This is a genomic window from Glacieibacterium frigidum, assembly GCF_007097155.1.
GTDB classification, from domain to species: domain Bacteria; phylum Pseudomonadota; class Alphaproteobacteria; order Sphingomonadales; family Sphingomonadaceae; genus Glacieibacterium; species Glacieibacterium frigidum.
In genome coordinates this window covers 563,499-578,314 of the sequence record NZ_VJWA01000001.1, presented here as the reverse complement: position 1 = coordinate 578,314, position 14,816 = coordinate 563,499, and the positions used below count along the sequence as shown (strand labels likewise).

The following is a 14,816-nucleotide window of genomic DNA, read 5'->3' as shown; positions in this document are numbered from 1 at the left end:
ATCCCTCACCCCAGTAGCGGGACCTCTCCGAACGACATCGGGAATCGGGCTCGCCACCATCTGTGGACAAGCGATTATCATGGGCAGCGATGGGCAACAATGGGAATTGTTGGGAAAGAGCTTCTAAATCGGCTGTTTCCGTGGGTAAACTTCATACCAAGGCGGTCGTTCTACTTTCATTCCTCTTGTCTCTGCATGTGGATAACTCTGTGCGCGAAGCGTGCGCGGCACGTTGTCAAATGGTTGTGGGTCGCTTTACCGGCGGCTTGCGCGGCGGCGCCTTGGTCTCGGCGACGGCGCGGCGATCGGCATCGCCCGGCCCCGGCGCGACGCCCAGCACAGCCAAAGTCTCGCCGTGCGTACCGGCCGGCGCGGCCGAGCGGTTGGGTTTCATCCCAGCCGCGGCAATCAGTACCATCAGGAAAATAGCGGCCAGTCCGGTCAGACCGGCGCGAACGCGTTGCATAGACCCTCGCCGTCCCGTGTTCGCGCGACACCCCCATGGCGTGCGACCAGGCTTTCTGTGTGACAGGATAGTCACGCAGGGGATAAATGTCGACCCCCGGGGACTAACCCTGCAACCAGGGGGGCGCGGGCAAGCCCTTGGCGGCGCACCACGCCGGATTGAACAGCGTCGACATGTAGCGCATCCCGCTGTCGCACAGGATGGTCACGACGACGCTGTCTGGGCCAAGCGCCCGGCCCAGCCGGACCGCGCCTGCGACGTTGATCCCCGACGACAGGCCGAGGCACAGCCCCTCCTCCGCCATCAGGCGGTGGACCCAGGGCAGCGCTTCCAGGTCGGGCACCTGGAACTGCATGTCGGGGACGAAGCCGTCGAGGTTGCCGGTGATGCGGCTCTGCCCGATCCCCTCGGACACCGATGAGCCCTCCGACCGCAGCTCGCCGTGCGCGAACCAGTCGTAGAGTGCGGCGCCCATCGGGTCGGTCAGCGCGATGCAGATGTCGGGCTTCGCGGCCTTCAGCCCCATGCCGACGCCCGCCAGCGTGCCGCCGGTGCCGACCGCGCAGGTGAAGCCGTCGATCTGCCCGCCGGTCTGTTCCCAGATCTCGGGCGCGGTGCCCTTGATGTGCGCGAGCCGGTTGGCGCTGTTGTCGAACTGGTTCGCCCACACCGCGCCCGGCGTCTCCTCGGCGATGCGCCGCGACTGGTGGACGTAGTGGCACGGCGACGAGTATTTGGCGGCCGGCACGAGCACCAGCTCGGCGCCCAGCGCACGCAGCGAGTCCTGCTTCTCGATCGACTGGGTGTCGGGCATCACGATGATCGTGCGGTAGCCGCGCGCATTGCCGACCATCGCCAGTCCGATGCCGGTGTTGCCCGCCGTCCCCTCGACGATCGTGCCGCCGGGCAGCAGCACGCCGCGCGCCTCCGCATCCTCGATGATCGCGAGCGCGGCGCGGTCCTTGACCGACCCGCCCGGGTTCATGAATTCGCACTTGCCGAGGATCGTCGCGCCGGCAGCCTCCGACGGTCCCTTCAGGCGCACGAGCGGAGTGTTGCCGATCAGGTCGGTGATGCTTGCAGCGGTTTGCATCGCCACCGTCTAGGCAAGTGGCCGCTACCGATCAACAAAGCGAAACTTTGCGGTCGCGCAGATGCGCGGGCGCGGCTATCGAGAGGCCGCATGCGAGCCATCGCGATTCTGGGTCCCGCGCTGCTCCTCGCAGCGTGCGTCGGTGAGCCCGAAGCCCCCGCGGCGGTGCTGCGCGCCGATGTCGTCGGCACCTTCGACGATCCCGCCTCACCGCCGCGCGTCGCGCTGACCCAGTCGACGCAGCTCGGCCTCGTCCAGTTCGACGGTGCCGGTCAGGTCGTGCCCGGTCTGGCGGCAAGCTGGCGCGTCGTCGACGGCGGGCGCAGCCTGATCTTCCGTCTGCGCCCCGCCACCTGGTCCGACGGGCGCGCGCTGAAGGCGGGCGACGTCGTCGCGGTGTTCCGCCGGATCATGGCGCCGGGCAGCCGCAACCCGTTGAAGCCGCTGCTGACGGGCATCGACAACGCCGCTTCGGTGGTCGGGGGGCGGGCGCCCATGTCGATGCTGGGTGTGTCCGCGCCGCTCGACAATGTCGTGGAGATTCGCCTGTCGTCGCCCGACGCAGGGCTGCTGCAGCTGCTCGCGCTGCCGCAGGCGGCGATCGTGCGGTCGGGGTCGCGGCCGCCGTCGATCGGCGCATTCACGGTTACCGACGGCGCCGCGCGGCCACTGCAGCTGCGCCGTAACCCGCGCTATTTCGACGCTGCCGACGTCAACCTGGGCGGTCTCGCGCTGACTGCGGCACCCGACCCCGCGGCGGCGATCGCGCGCTTCGGCCGCGGCGAGACCGACCTCGTCACCGGCGACGGGATCGCGGGGCTCGGCGAAGCGCGCGTGCTGGCCCCGCGCGGCACGCTGCGCATCGAGCCGACCTGGGGCCTGTACGGCTATCAGGTGAACCTAAAGGCCGGCCCGATGAGCGATGCGCGCGTCCGCCGCGCGCTGGCGATGGCGGTTGACCGCGACGCGCTGGTGCGCGGTCTGTTCGCGCTGCCGCAGCTGGTGCCGCTGGTCTCGCTGGTGCCGCCCGATGCCGGCGCAGGCGAGCCTGCTGTCCCCGACTGGGCGGCGCTCGATGCGGCGGCGCGGCGCGCGCTGGCGGCGCAGCTGATCGCGGCGGCGGGCTATGGTCCCGACAATCCGCTGCGCCTGCGCGTCAGTCTGCCGCCCGGGCGTGACCATGCGCAGATCTTCGACGCGGTGCTGCGCGACTGGCAGATGCTGGGCATCGTCGCGACCGCGGTCGAGCGCGCGCCCGCCGCCCAGCGCGCCGCCGTCGCGCGCGGCGACTACGACCTGGCGGTGGTCGAGCGCAGTGCCCCAGCGCCGAAGCCGCTGTTCTTCCTGCGCCCCTTCACCTGCGCCGGCAGCGGGGGCAGTTATTGCAACAAGGGCGCCGACGCGTTGATCGACGGCGCGCGCGTCATGGCCGACGAGGGGGCGCGCGGCGAAGCGCTGGCGCATGCCGAGGCCGCCATGCTCGCCGATACGCCGATGATCCCGCTGTTCGTGCCGGTACGCTGGGCACTGGTCGGCAAGGGCGTTACCGGCTGGACCGACAACCAGGGCGGACAGCACCCGCTCGGCGCACTGAGTATCGAGGAAACACGAAAATGACCCATGATCCGATCGTCATCGTCGGCGCTCGCCGCACCCCGATGGGCGGCTTCCAGGGCGAGCTCGCCGGGCTGACCGCGGCGCAGCTGGGCAGTGCCGCGATCCGCGCCGCGCTGGCGCAGGCGGGCGTACCGGGCGAGAGCGTCGAGCGCGGTGTCATGGGCTGCGTGCTAGGCGCGGGCCAGGGCCAGGCCCCGGCGCGCCAGGCGCTGCTCGGCGCCGGCCTGCCGCAGTCGTGCGCGGCGGTGACGGTCAACAAGATGTGCGGCAGCGGCATGCAGGCGGCGATCGACGCGCACGATGCGCTGGTCGCAGGGTCGGCCGACATCATGATCGCGGGCGGCATGGAGAGCATGACCAACGCGCCCTACCTGCTCGCCAAGGCGCGCGGCGGTTTCCGCATGGGCCACGGCGAGATCAAGGATTCGATGTTCCTCGACGGGCTGGAGGACGCGTACGAGACCGGCCGCCTGATGGGCAGTTTCGCCGAGGATACGGCGCGCGACTATCAGTTCACGCGCGCTGCGCAGGATGAATGGGCGATCCGTTCGACGACGCGCGCACAGTCCGCGATCGCAAGCGGCGCGTTCGACGCCGAAGTAACGCCGGTAACCGTCAAGGGCGGCGAGGCGCGTGTCGACGAGCAGCCCGGCAAGGCGCGCCTCGACAAGATCCCGACGCTGAAGCCCGCCTTCGCCAAGGACGGCACGGTCACCGCCGCCAACGCCTCGTCGATCAGCGACGGTGCCGCAGCACTGATCCTGACCCGCGCCAGCGTCGCCGCCGCGCACGGACTGACCCCGCTGGCGCGCATCCTGGGACACAGCGTCCACGCCCAGGCACCCTCGGCGTTCGCCACCGCCCCCGCCCCCGCGATCCGCAAGCTGCTCGAGAAGACGGGGCTGAGCGTTGCCGAGATCGACCTGTGGGAGATCAACGAGGCCTTCGCCGTCGTCGCGATGGCGGCAGTCCGCGACCTCGGCCTCGATGAGGAGCGGGTCAACATCCACGGCGGCGCGTGCGCGCTGGGCCACCCGATCGGCGCGAGCGGCGCGCGCATCCTCGTCACGCTGCTGCATGCACTGCAGCGCACCGACAAAAGGCTGGGCGTCGCGTCGCTGTGCATCGGCGGCGGCGAGGCCACTGCGATGGCGATCGAGCGGCTGAACTGACGGGAGTTCGTCGCAATATCGTCGAAACTGTCGGCCGATTTTACACCTCCAGATCGGCCGCTGAGATTTATCGCATAATCACAATCGTTAAGATTCCGGCACACTCCTTGCATCGTCGACTCCGAAACGTTGCTTAGTGGAGATTGCCATGTTCCGTGCTGTTGCTCTCGCTGCCGCCCTGCTCGCCGCCGCGCCCGTCGCCGCCGTGACCCAGGTTTACGACACGGCCCCCACGACGCCGGGCACTCAGGCCTGGGGCGGCACGCTCGGTCTCGACTTCACCGTCAACACGCAGGTCACGGTGACGAGCCTCGGCACCTTCGACAGTGGCAAGGACGGCATCACCAACAACATCTTTGTCGGCATCTTCAACCTGGCGAACGGCCAGCTGGTCGCCCCGGCGGTCAACTTCAACGGCACCGCCAACGCTGGCGGCACCGCGTACGTGTCGCAGGCCGTCTCGTCGATCGTGCTGGCCGCCGGCAATTATCAGCTGGCGGCATGGGGCTATAACCTCGGCGCCGACCTCAACTTCAACAACGAAGGCCCGGGCGGCCCGATCACCTTCAACAGCCTGTTCGGCGCGCTGACCGCCGTCGGCACGCGCTACAGCAATAACGACGCGCCCGGCGTGCTGGCGACCAATGCCGATGTCGGCACGACGCGCTACGGCGCCGGGACCTTCGCGGCCTATGTGCCCGAGCCCGCGACCTGGGGTCTGCTGATCACCGGCTTCGCGATGACCGGTGTCGCGATGCGCCGCCGCAAGGCTGCCCTCGCCGCCTGATCCGACGACTACGCTAGCGGCGGCGTAGCGGGCGACTTGCCCGCTGCGCCGCCGCGGCGCATTGATGGCGGAATGATCAGTCTCGCCGTCGCGGCCGCCGCGGCCCTGCTGGCGACCCCGCCGGTCGTCGCGCCGATCCCGCCGGCGACGCTCGACGACAGCCTCGAAGTGACCGGCGAGGGCCTCGCCGCGCGGCAGATCCGCAGCCGGATGCTCGTTTCGGTCGGCATCGACGGCAAGGGTCCGTACCGCTTCCTCGTCGACAGCGGCGCCGATCGCACGGTCGTCGGGTCGGGATTAGCGCGCGACCTGGGCCTGGCACCGGCCGGCAGTGCCGTGCTGCAAAGCGTCGCGGGCAGCAGCCGCGTCGACACCGTCACCGTCGGCACGCTGACGTTGGGCCGCAGCAGCATCGACGGCATCGTCGCACCGGCGCTCGCCGAAGCCGACCTGGGCGCACAAGGTATCGTCGGCATCGACGCACTCGCCGACCAGCGGCTGATGTTCGACTTCGATGCGCGGACGGTGACCGTCCAGGACACGCGCGTCCGCACGCGCTTCGACCCCGACGAGATCATCGTCACCGCGCGCCGCCGCAAGGGCCAGCTGATCCTGACGCAGGCCTCGGCAGGCAGCGTGCCGATCGCAGCAATCGTCGATACCGGTGCCGAGTTGACGATGGGCAATATGGCGTTGCGCGCGCGGGTCTTCGCCGGCCGCAGCGCGCCGGTGGCGACGCCGATCACCTTGGTCAGCGTCACCGGCGCGTCGATCGAGGCGAGCCTCGTCACGCTCCCGCAGATCAGGCTGGGCGGGGTCATCCTGCAGGATGTCCAGGTGGCATTCGTCGATGCGCCGCCGTTCGCGCTGTTCGGCCTCGACCGGAAGCCCGCCATCCTGCTCGGCACCGATCTGCTGCAGGCGTTCCGCCGCGTCAGCCTCGACTTCCGCCACCGCAAGATCCGCTTCGTGCTGCGGAGGTAGCCCGGCACGCCTGCGCCTGCTAAACGCCCGCGATGACCGTCTACCTGCATGAGGGCGACCTGCCCGCCGATGTCTTCGCCCCCGGGCCGATCGCCGTCGATTCCGAAACCTTGGGCCTGAAGCCGCACCGCGACCGGCTGTGCCTGCTCCAGCTGTCCGACGGCGGCCCCGACGAGCATCTCGTCCGCTTCTCCGGCGGCAACTTCGATGCACCCGTGCTGAAGTCCGTGCTGGCCGATCCGGCGCGGCTCAAGCTGTTTCACTTCGCGCGCTTCGACCTCGCGGTGATCGAGCATTATCTCGGCGTCCGCGCGACGCCGGCCTATTGCACCAAGATCGCGTCGAAGCTGATCCGTACCTACACCGACCGGCACGGGCTGAAGGATGTCCTGAAGGACACGATCCAGGTCGACATCTCGAAGCAGCAGCAGTCGTCGGACTGGGGCGCCGACGAATTGAACGAGGCGCAGAAGGATTATGCCGCGTCCGACGTGCGATTCCTGCACCGTGCGCGCGAGGTCCTCGACGCGCGGCTGGCGCGCGAGGGACGGACCGAGCTGGCGCAGGCGTGCTTCGATTTCCTGCCATGGCGCGCGCATCTCGACCTGATGGGCTGGGACGAGACGGGCTCGGACATCTTCGCGCACGTATGACCGCGGCCGCTCTCGAGACGCGGCGGCGTGCGGCGCTGCCCGGCGGGCGCCACGACGTCGTCGTCGCGGTGCTGAAGGTCGCGCTGCCCCTGCTGGCGCTCGGCCTGCTCGCGACGATCGTGATCTGGCCGCTGACCAGCGCGCGGGAGTTCAGCTTTCTGCTGTCGAAGGACAAGGTGGCGATGGCCAAGGACCGGCTTCGCCTCGACAACGCCATCTATCGCGGCGCGACCGCCAAGGGTCAGCCCTTCGTCATCCGCGCCGGGGGAGCCGTGCAGCGGTCGAGCGCGGTGCCGATCGTCGAGATGTCGAATTTGGCGGCCACCCTGCAGATGGACGACGGCCCCGCGCGCGTCACCGCGCCGACCGGGCGCTACGACATGGACCGCGACCGGCTGAACATCGCCGGGCCCGTGCGCGTCGACGGCGAGGCGGGCTATTCGCTCGACAGCCAGGACGTAACGGTCAGCCTGATTGACCGCACGGTGCGTACCGACCTGCCGGTCAAGGGCACGATCCCGCTCGGCAGCTTCCGCGCCGACCGGCTGCGCGCCGATATTTCGGGCAAGCAGCTGGTGCTGGAGGGCCGCGTCCACTTGCGCATCAACCGGCGTTCGGCGAAAGCCGCGCGATGAAGTCCGCGTTCCTCCTCGTGCTGCTGGTCGCAGGTGCCGCCTCGGCGCAGACTTCGTCGCTGAAGAACCACGATACCGATGCGCCGATCGACTTCGACGCGGCGCGGATCGAGGTTCGCGACAAGGAGAACCAGGCGCTGCTGTCGGGCGATGTCAAGATCCGCCAGGGCAACATGACGCTCGACGCCGATTCGGTGAAGATCTTCTATTCCCGCCCCGTCCGCGGCGATCCGTCGGTCCGCCGCCTCGACGCGCAGGGCAATGTCCGGCTGGTCTCTCCATCCGAGCGCGCGACCGGGCGCTACGGCGTGTACGACGTGACCGAGAAGCAGATCACGCTGATCGGCGATGTCGTGCTTAACCAGGGCCAGTCGCAGCTACGCGGCCAGCGCCTCGCGATCGACCTCGACAGCGGCCGCTCGACCCTCGACGGCGCCTCGGGCACCGCCACGCCGGGCAAGCCCGCGGCCGGCGGACGCGTCTCCGGCCGCTTCGTCGTACCGCCCCGCAATCCGAGCAAATAGTCGCCGCCGCACTGGTGACTTTGCAATGACACGGGCGCGCGGTACAGTGATTACGCGCCCATGCATTTATCGGGCCAAGTTGTGAACGGGGTGGGCGTGGCCGATATCGACGTCATCGAACGCGAGGCGGCAGCGAGCGCCGCGGCGACCGGCCAGGGTCTCGCCGTCGTCGCGATCGGCAAGAAATACGACAAGCGCGTCGTGCTGCGCGACGTGTCGCTGACGGTCAACCGCGGCGAGGTCGTCGGCTTGCTCGGCCCCAACGGCGCGGGCAAGACGACCTGCTTCTACTCGGTGATGGGCCTCGCCATGCCCGACCAAGGCCGCATCCTGCTCGACGGGATCGATATCACCGCACTGCCGATGTACCGGCGCGCCGCACTCGGCCTCGGCTATCTGCCGCAGGAAACCAGCATCTTCCGCGGCATGACGGTCGCGCAGAACATCATGAGCGTCCTCGAAGTGTCGGAGAGCGACAAGACGGTGCGCGCCGCGCGGCTGGAGGAGCTACTCGACGAGTTCAACATTACGCGGCTTCGCGATGCGCCCGCGATGGCGCTGTCGGGTGGCGAGCGGCGGCGCTGCGAGATCGCGCGTGCACTCGCCGCGCATCCGTCGATCATGCTGCTCGACGAGCCGTTCGCGGGCATCGACCCGATCTCGATCGCCGACATCCGCAACCTCGTCGTCCAGCTGCGCGACCGCGACATCGGCGTGCTGATCACAGACCACAACGTCCGCGAGACGCTGGAGATCGTCGACCGCGCGTGCATCATCTACGACGGCCGCGTGCTGTTCGAGGGCACGCCCGAGGCGCTCGTCGCCGACGAGACGGTGCGCCGCGTCTACCTCGGCGAAGGGTTCAGTCTCTGAGTTTCGCATGAGCATCGGGCCCCGCCTCGACCTGCGGCAGTCGCAGCAGCTGGTGATGACCCCCCAGCTGCAGCAGGCGATCAAGCTGCTGGCGCTGACCAATGTCGAGCTCGAGGCCTATATCGGCGAGGAGCTCGACCGCAACCCACTGCTCGACACCGCCCCCGAGGACGTGCCCGAGCGCGCCGAGCCCGAGGTCGCGCCGCCCCCCGCGGGTGACGATGCCGGCACCGACCAGCTGATCGCAGCCGGCGACGCGACCGCCGACGCCCCGCTCGACGTCGACTACGGCGCCGAGACTTTCCACCACGACAGCGTCTCTGACGGCGGTGGCGCGGGCAGCGGTGCGTCGTCGGGCGAGGCCCCCGACTTCGACAGCTTCGCCGCTGCCGAGGCGTCGCTGACCGACCTTCTCGTCGAACAGGCGGTCGCGGCGTTCGACGGCCCGCGCCTGCTGATCGCGCGCCACCTGATCGATCTGATCGACGACGCCGGCTACCTGACCGGCACCCTCGACGACGTCGCCGAGCGGCTCGACGCCGAACTCGACGAGGTCGAGCAGGTGCTGAGCGTCATCCAGACCTTCGAGCCGTCGGGCGTCGGCGCGCGGACGCTGGGCGAATGCCTGGCGATCCAGGCGCGCGAGGCGGACCGCTACGACCCCGCGATGGCGTGCCTGCTCGACCATCTCGACCTGCTGGCGCGCGGCGACCTGGCGGGCCTGCGCCGCCTGTGCGGGGTGGATCAGGAGGATATGTCCGACATGATCCGCGAGCTGCGCGGCTACAACCCGAAGCCAGGCTTGCGCTACGGCGGCGGCACGGCGCAGGCGGTGATCGCCGACGTGTTCGTGTCGCGCGGCCGCGGCGGCGGCTGGCGGGTCGAGCTGAATTCCGCGACGCTGCCGCGCGTGCTGGTCGACCGCGACTATCACGCCGAGCTGGCGCGCAACGGCACCAAGGCGACCAAGGCCTTCCTGACCGACTGCCTGACCAGCGCCAACTGGCTGGTCAAGGCGCTCGACAGCCGCGCGACGACGATCGTCAAGGTCGCGACCGAACTGGTCAAGCAGCAGCAGGCGTTCTTCGAGGCCGGCGTACACCACCTCAAGCCGCTGACGCTGCGCGCCATCGCCGAAGCGATCGGCATGCACGAATCGACCGTCAGCCGCGTGACCTCGAACAAGTATCTGCAGTGCGAGCGCGGACTGTTCGAATTCCGCTATTTCTTCACCAGCGCCATCCAGGCGATGGAGGCCGGCGGTGACGCGGTGTCGGCATCGGCGGTCAGGGATCGCATCGCCCGGCTCATCGCCGCCGAACCGCCGCATGAGACGTTGAGCGACGACCGCCTCGTCGACCTGCTCCGCGCCGAGGGGTTCGACATCGCGCGGCGCACCGTGGCCAAGTATCGCGAGGCGATGAACATCGGGTCGAGCGTCGCGCGGCGGCGGGCGAAGCTGCTGGAGGCTGCGGCTTAAAGCTTGTTCCAGCTCGCCCAAACTCCGACCGCGTGCACGATCCCGTAAACCAGCACGATCGCCGAGCTCCACAGCGCGAACGGGCTGAGCAGTTCCGGCCGCAGCGCCGCCATCGGCACGATGACCAGTCCACGCAGCAGGTACACCGCAGTGATCGCGACCAGCGCAGCGCGCAGCAGCGGCAGGCGCGGCAGCAGACCGGCGCCCGAGAACGCATAGGCCGCCCAGGCCGCGAGCACGCCCGCGATGAACAAGGTGATCAGCGCGGGTCGGAGTTCACCGCGCTCGGCGGCGCGCGCCATGCCCTCGCCAGCGCCGAAGAAGCGGTACCAGTCGGGGCCGCCGATGATGCAGCCGATGTGCAGCAGCGACGCGACGGCGCTGAGCACGCCGCCGGCGACGAGCCAGCGGCTGCCGTCAGTCAAGGGAACCCGCGCGACCGGGAGCGCGGACAGGCAGACAGGCGGTTGGCACAAGCGCGTATTGCGACCCGACCCAGACAGTCGTCTCGACGACGGCAACCCGCTCGCCGATGCGGCAGACCGAAGACCGTGGCAGGCTGACCCAAACCGGCGAGCGCATGCCCAGATCGATCTGCGCCCGGGGAGAGCTGCCCTTGCTCCCCTGCCAGGTCGCAAGCGCGATGATGCGGCCATCCAGTTGACGAGCGGTGTTCATCGGCACGGCAAATGCAGCGATTGTGACAATGATAGCGACGGCAACAGCGACGCCGGGCATCGACGATCCGACAGATGAAAGCCACTCAGCACGTCGCGTCCGATCAACGCGGTCGTGCGTCGATGATCTCCGCGCGTCAGTCATCCGGCCCCAGTGTCGGGTCGAGGTCGCGCGGGCGGATGAAGTGCGAAAGCCGGCCCTTGTTGTCGTCGAGGTCGGCCCAGCGCGCGATGTCGAGCTCGATGCGCGCCAGCGTCGCGGTCGGGTATTTGATCTCGGCCTCGTCGCGCAGGGGCCCCGACCCCGGCGGCACGAGCATCAGCAGCAGGTCCTCGCAGCCGGGGTTGTGGCCGACGAGCAGCGCGTCGTCCTTCGCGTCGCTGAACTGCTGCGCGAGGAGCATCAGTGTCGCCGCCGACGACAGATAGATGCGCGTGTCCCACAGCGGCTGGAGCATCGACCCAAGCCCGTCCTCAACCCCCTCAATGGTCTGGCGGACGCGCACCGCGGGCGACGCGACGACGTGATCGAAACTCAGTCTCTCGTCGCCGATCCAGCGCCCGATGCGCGCCGCGGCGCGCCGGCCGCGGCCGTTGACGGGGCGGTCGAAGTCACGCTCGACGGTATCGTCCCACGAGGATTTGGCATGGCGCAACAGCGTCAATGTCTTCACGGCCCGCCTCTCGCACGATCGTCCCCCGCGCTCACCTTGCCGGGCGCGGCTACGAAAGCAAGGAGGTTCGCGACGCGCGCCACCGCTTCGTCGAGGCCGACGCGCTCGACCGGCGTCCCGGCGGGAAAGGCGCACAGCAGCCGCGACGGCACTGCGGGGCCGAGCAGGACGAACGTGCCGCAATCGTCGGCGCGGCGGATCAGCCGCCCGAAGGCCTGCGCGAGCCGTCCCATCGTCACCAGATCGTCGTACGCCGCGCCGCCGAACGCCGCGCGCCGCGCCGCGTGGAGCACCGTGGGGCGCGGCCAGGGCATGCCCTCCATGACCACCAGCCGCAGCGACGCGCCGGGCACGTCGACGCCGTCGCGCAGGGCATCGGTGCCGAGCAGCGACGCGCGCGGATCGGCGCGGAAGATATCGACCAAGGTGCCGGTGTCGATCGGGTCGACGTGCTGCGCGAAAATCGGCCAGCCGGCGCGGGTCAGCGGGTCGGCGATGCGCGCGTGCACCGCCTTCAGCCGCGCGATCGCGGTGAATAGGCCCAGCGTGCCGCCGCCCGCCGCCTCAATCAGCTGGCGATACGCCGACGCCAGCCCGGCCATATCGCCGCGCTTGACGTCGGTGACGATCAGCACGCGCGAGTTGCGCGCATAGTCGAAGGGACTGTCGACCGCGAAACGCTGGGGCGGCAAAGCGAGGTGGGTGGCGCCCGTTCGAAGCTCGGTATCGCGCCAATGATCCTGCCCCGGTGCGCGCGAGCGCAGCGTCGCCGACGTCACCAGCACGCCGTGCGCGGGCTCCAGAACGGCCTTCGCGAACGGCCGCGTGGGGTCGAGCCAGTGGCGGTGGATGCCGACGTCGTACTCGCGCCCCTCGACCCGGTCGACCGCGAACCAGTCGATGAAATCGGGGTCCGCCGCGCCGCCGAGGCGCGCCAGCAGCACGCCCCACGCCGCGAGCAGCTGCCCGCGCTGGCGCAGCCCCGCCGCCGCGCTGTCGAGCCGTGCGCGCGAGGGCACGTCGAGCCAGTCGGGCGCCTCGTCGAGTACCGCGACCAGCCGCGCCTCAAGCGCGAGCAGCGGCGCACTGAGCGCTTCGAGTGCCGCTGCCGCACCGACTGCCGCCTCGATGACCGCGGGCAGCACCTCGGCGACCTCGCTCTCAAGTGAGTAGCCCGTCTCCTGCCCCGTAACCCGCGCATGGACCTGCGTGCGCACCGCGCACAGCAAAGTCTCGATCGGGCCGTACGGCGCGCCGCTGGTCAGGCGCTGGCCCCAGCCGTCGGCGGGCAAAGCGCGCGCCGCCTGCCCCGCGGCCTCCAGCGCCAGCGCGCCGGCGTCGTCATACGCGATCACGTCGGACAGGCGCGCCGCGAGGTCCCGCCGCCGCCCGCGCGCCGCCTTTTCGGGCCCGAGGATCCAGCTGCGCAGTTCGACACACTCGCGCGCCGACAAATGCAGCGCGAAGGTCGAATCTGCGGCGTCGAACAGGTGGTGTCCCTCGTCGAAGACGATGCGCGTCATCCGCCCCGCCTCGTCGCGGCCGCGCACCGCGTTGATCATCACCAGCGCGTGGTTGGCGATCACGAGGTCGGCATGTGCCGATGCGCGCGTGCTGCGCTCGATGAAGCACGTCCGGTAATGCGGGCAACCGGCGTAGATGCACTCGCCGCGCCGGTCGCTCAGGCCCGCCACCGCGGCGCGCCCGAACAGCGTCGCGAGCCACCCCGGCAGGTCGCCGCCGACCATGTCGCCGTCGCGCGAATATTCGGCCCAGCGCGCCGCCAGCTGCGCGAAGATGCCCGCCCGCCCGCCGAAGCCGCCCTGCATCGCGTCCTCGAGGTTGAGCAGGCAGAGGTAATTCTCGCGCCCCTTGCGGACGACGACCTTGGCGCGCTTCGTCGCGGCGTCGGGGTAGGCACGCGTCGATTCGGCATCGAGCTGGCGCTGCAGCGCCTTGGTGTAGGTCGACAGCCACACCGTGCCGCCAGCTTCCGCCGCCCAGAGCGCGGCAGGCGCGAGATAGCCGAGCGTCTTGCCGATGCCCGTCCCGGCCTCCGCCAGCGCGACATTGGGTGCGGTCGCCATGCTGCGCGGTCGGAAGGCGTGCGCCGCGGCGCGGGCATAGTCGCGCTGGCCCTGCCGCTGCTCCGATCCCGGGCCGAGCAGGCGCGCGAGCGTCGCGTCGACCTGTCCGTCGGGGACCGCGATATCCTTCGGGCGAGGCCGCGGGGCGGCGTCCTCCCACTTCGGCAGCGTCGTGAACAACAGGCGCTCGGGTTTCGCCGGCTGTTTCAGGCGCCGCGTCACCTCCTGCGCCCAGCCCCAGCGCTGCCGCGCCAGCGACTGCGCGATCGCCCAAGCGCCGTGCCGCTCGGGCCAGGCCGGATCGCCGAGGGTGTCGAGCAGCCGCGCCGCCGCGACGCGCAGGAATGCGGCCTCCGCCCCCTGAGCCCCTGGCGTGTCGAGCCCCAGCGCCGCAGCAAGTCCGCCAGCGGTCGGCACGCAGAAGCGCGCCGGATGCACGAAGGCAAACAGCTCGAGCAGGTCGAGCCCGCCGATCTCGGGCAGGCCCAGCCGCGACGCGGTGACGGCAGCGTTGAGCAGCAGCATCGGCGTATCGGCAGCGCGGCGCACCGCATCGCGCGGCGACACCATCGCGGGCCCGTCGCCGGCATCGATCCACACTCCGCCATGATTGGCTACGAGCGCGGGATAGGGCAGACTGACGATCACCGGTCGAGCCTAGCAAGGGAACACAGTGTGAACAACCTCGACCGCTGGTACGCCTATATCCGCGACCATGACGACGCCGCGCTCTGGGCGATGCTGCACCCCGACGCGGTGTTCGAGAGCCCCGTCGTCCACACGCCGCAGCGCGGGCGCGACATCGTGTTCAAATATCTCAGCAGCGCCGACAAGGTACTCGGCGGCCCCGACTTCGCCTATCGCGGCGAGTGGCAGGCGGCGGACAGCGCGGTATTGGAGTTCACGTCGGTGGTCGACGGCATCACGGTCAACGGGGTCGACATGATCACTTGGGATGCAGACGGGCTGATCACCCATTTCAAGGTCATGGTGCGGCCGCTGAAGGCGGTCGAGATGGTCCACCGCAAGATGGGCGCGATGCTGGCGGCGGCCGCTGGCTGACACCCCGGGCTTGCCCGACCGCGCCGCTTCGC

General features: G+C 70.0%; 16 protein-coding genes. 10 read left to right on the top strand and 6 right to left on the bottom strand.

All coding sequences use genetic code 11. The annotated features are described in order from the left end of the window. Positions 1-235 precede the first annotated feature (235 nt). On the bottom strand, positions 236-418 hold the full coding sequence (locus FMM06_RS02795; RefSeq protein WP_185965011.1) for a hypothetical protein: 183 nt from the start codon (positions 416-418) through the stop codon (positions 236-238). Between the two features lie 151 nt (positions 419-569). Next, positions 570-1,559: a cysteine synthase A gene (locus FMM06_RS02790; RefSeq protein WP_143554690.1), complete on the bottom strand. Its 990-nt coding sequence runs from the start codon at positions 1,557-1,559 to the stop codon at positions 570-572. Positions 1,560-1,649: 90 nt separating this feature from the next. Here FMM06_RS02790 and FMM06_RS02785 point away from each other — a divergent pair, with 90 nt between their 5' ends. From FMM06_RS02785 to rpoN, 9 genes are all read left to right on the top strand, one after another. After that, complete coding sequence (locus FMM06_RS02785) at positions 1,650-3,176, top strand: ABC transporter substrate-binding protein (RefSeq protein ID WP_143554689.1); 1,527 nt, start codon at positions 1,650-1,652, stop codon at positions 3,174-3,176. Continuing rightward, a complete protein-coding gene (locus FMM06_RS02780; protein WP_143554688.1) occupies positions 3,173-4,348 on the top strand; it encodes an acetyl-CoA C-acyltransferase in 1,176 nt (391 codons plus the stop codon). Before FMM06_RS02785 ends, FMM06_RS02780 begins: the two co-directional genes overlap by 4 nt. 148 nt (positions 4,349-4,496) lie before the next feature. Beyond that, the gene (locus FMM06_RS02775; protein WP_143554687.1) at positions 4,497-5,135 is read left to right on the top strand and encodes a PEPxxWA-CTERM sorting domain-containing protein; all 639 of its coding nucleotides are present in this window, start codon (positions 4,497-4,499) and stop codon (positions 5,133-5,135) included. A gap of 72 nt (positions 5,136-5,207) precedes the next feature. Continuing rightward, positions 5,208-6,119 carry a retroviral-like aspartic protease family protein gene (locus tag FMM06_RS02770; protein WP_143554686.1) on the top strand — a complete coding sequence of 304 codons (912 nt, stop codon included), beginning with the start codon at positions 5,208-5,210 and terminating at the stop codon, positions 6,117-6,119. 32 nt (positions 6,120-6,151) lie between these two features. Then, the gene (locus tag FMM06_RS02765) at positions 6,152-6,772 is read left to right on the top strand and encodes a ribonuclease D (RefSeq protein WP_143554685.1); all 621 of its coding nucleotides are present in this window, start codon (positions 6,152-6,154) and stop codon (positions 6,770-6,772) included. Beyond that, on the top strand, positions 6,769-7,407 hold the full coding sequence (lptC, locus tag FMM06_RS02760; RefSeq protein ID WP_185965010.1) for an LPS export ABC transporter periplasmic protein LptC: 639 nt from the start codon (positions 6,769-6,771) through the stop codon (positions 7,405-7,407). The genes FMM06_RS02765 and lptC overlap by 4 nt, the downstream gene beginning before the upstream one ends. Then, positions 7,404-7,931 (top strand): LptA/OstA family protein, encoded by a 528-nt coding sequence (locus FMM06_RS02755; protein WP_143554683.1) that lies wholly within the window; start codon positions 7,404-7,406, stop codon positions 7,929-7,931. Before lptC ends, FMM06_RS02755 begins: the two co-directional genes overlap by 4 nt. A 60-nt stretch (positions 7,932-7,991) precedes the next feature. Next, on the top strand, positions 7,992-8,804 hold the full coding sequence (gene lptB / locus FMM06_RS02750; protein ID WP_185965009.1) for an LPS export ABC transporter ATP-binding protein: 813 nt from the start codon (positions 7,992-7,994) through the stop codon (positions 8,802-8,804). Positions 8,805-8,811: 7 nt separating this feature from the next. Beyond that, complete coding sequence (rpoN, locus tag FMM06_RS02745) at positions 8,812-10,284, top strand: RNA polymerase factor sigma-54 (protein ID WP_143554681.1); 1,473 nt, start codon at positions 8,812-8,814, stop codon at positions 10,282-10,284. Here rpoN and FMM06_RS02740 read toward each other — a convergent pair. The 4 genes from FMM06_RS02740 to FMM06_RS02725 all read right to left on the bottom strand — a co-directional run bounded on the left by FMM06_RS02740 (position 10,281) and on the right by FMM06_RS02725 (position 14,370). Continuing rightward, entirely contained in the window at positions 10,281-10,709 is a 429-nt protein-coding gene (locus FMM06_RS02740) for a hypothetical protein (protein ID WP_143554680.1), read from the bottom strand. The genes rpoN and FMM06_RS02740 overlap by 4 nt on opposite strands. Next, positions 10,702-11,022, bottom strand: a complete 321-nt coding sequence (locus tag FMM06_RS02735; RefSeq protein ID WP_143554679.1) for a hypothetical protein — start codon at positions 11,020-11,022, stop codon at positions 10,702-10,704. Before FMM06_RS02735 ends, FMM06_RS02740 begins: the two co-directional genes overlap by 8 nt. Positions 11,023-11,098: 76 nt before the next feature. Beyond that, on the bottom strand, positions 11,099-11,635 hold the full coding sequence (locus tag FMM06_RS02730; RefSeq protein WP_143554678.1) for a SixA phosphatase family protein: 537 nt from the start codon (positions 11,633-11,635) through the stop codon (positions 11,099-11,101). After that, positions 11,632-14,370 (bottom strand): ATP-dependent DNA helicase, encoded by a 2,739-nt coding sequence (locus FMM06_RS02725; RefSeq protein WP_235889038.1) that lies wholly within the window; start codon positions 14,368-14,370, stop codon positions 11,632-11,634. Before FMM06_RS02725 ends, FMM06_RS02730 begins: the two co-directional genes overlap by 4 nt. Before the next feature lie 27 nt (positions 14,371-14,397). Between FMM06_RS02725 and FMM06_RS02720 the strand changes: the two genes are divergently transcribed. Further along, complete coding sequence (locus FMM06_RS02720) at positions 14,398-14,784, top strand: nuclear transport factor 2 family protein (RefSeq protein ID WP_235889036.1); 387 nt, start codon at positions 14,398-14,400, stop codon at positions 14,782-14,784. Positions 14,785-14,816 lie beyond the last annotated feature (32 nt).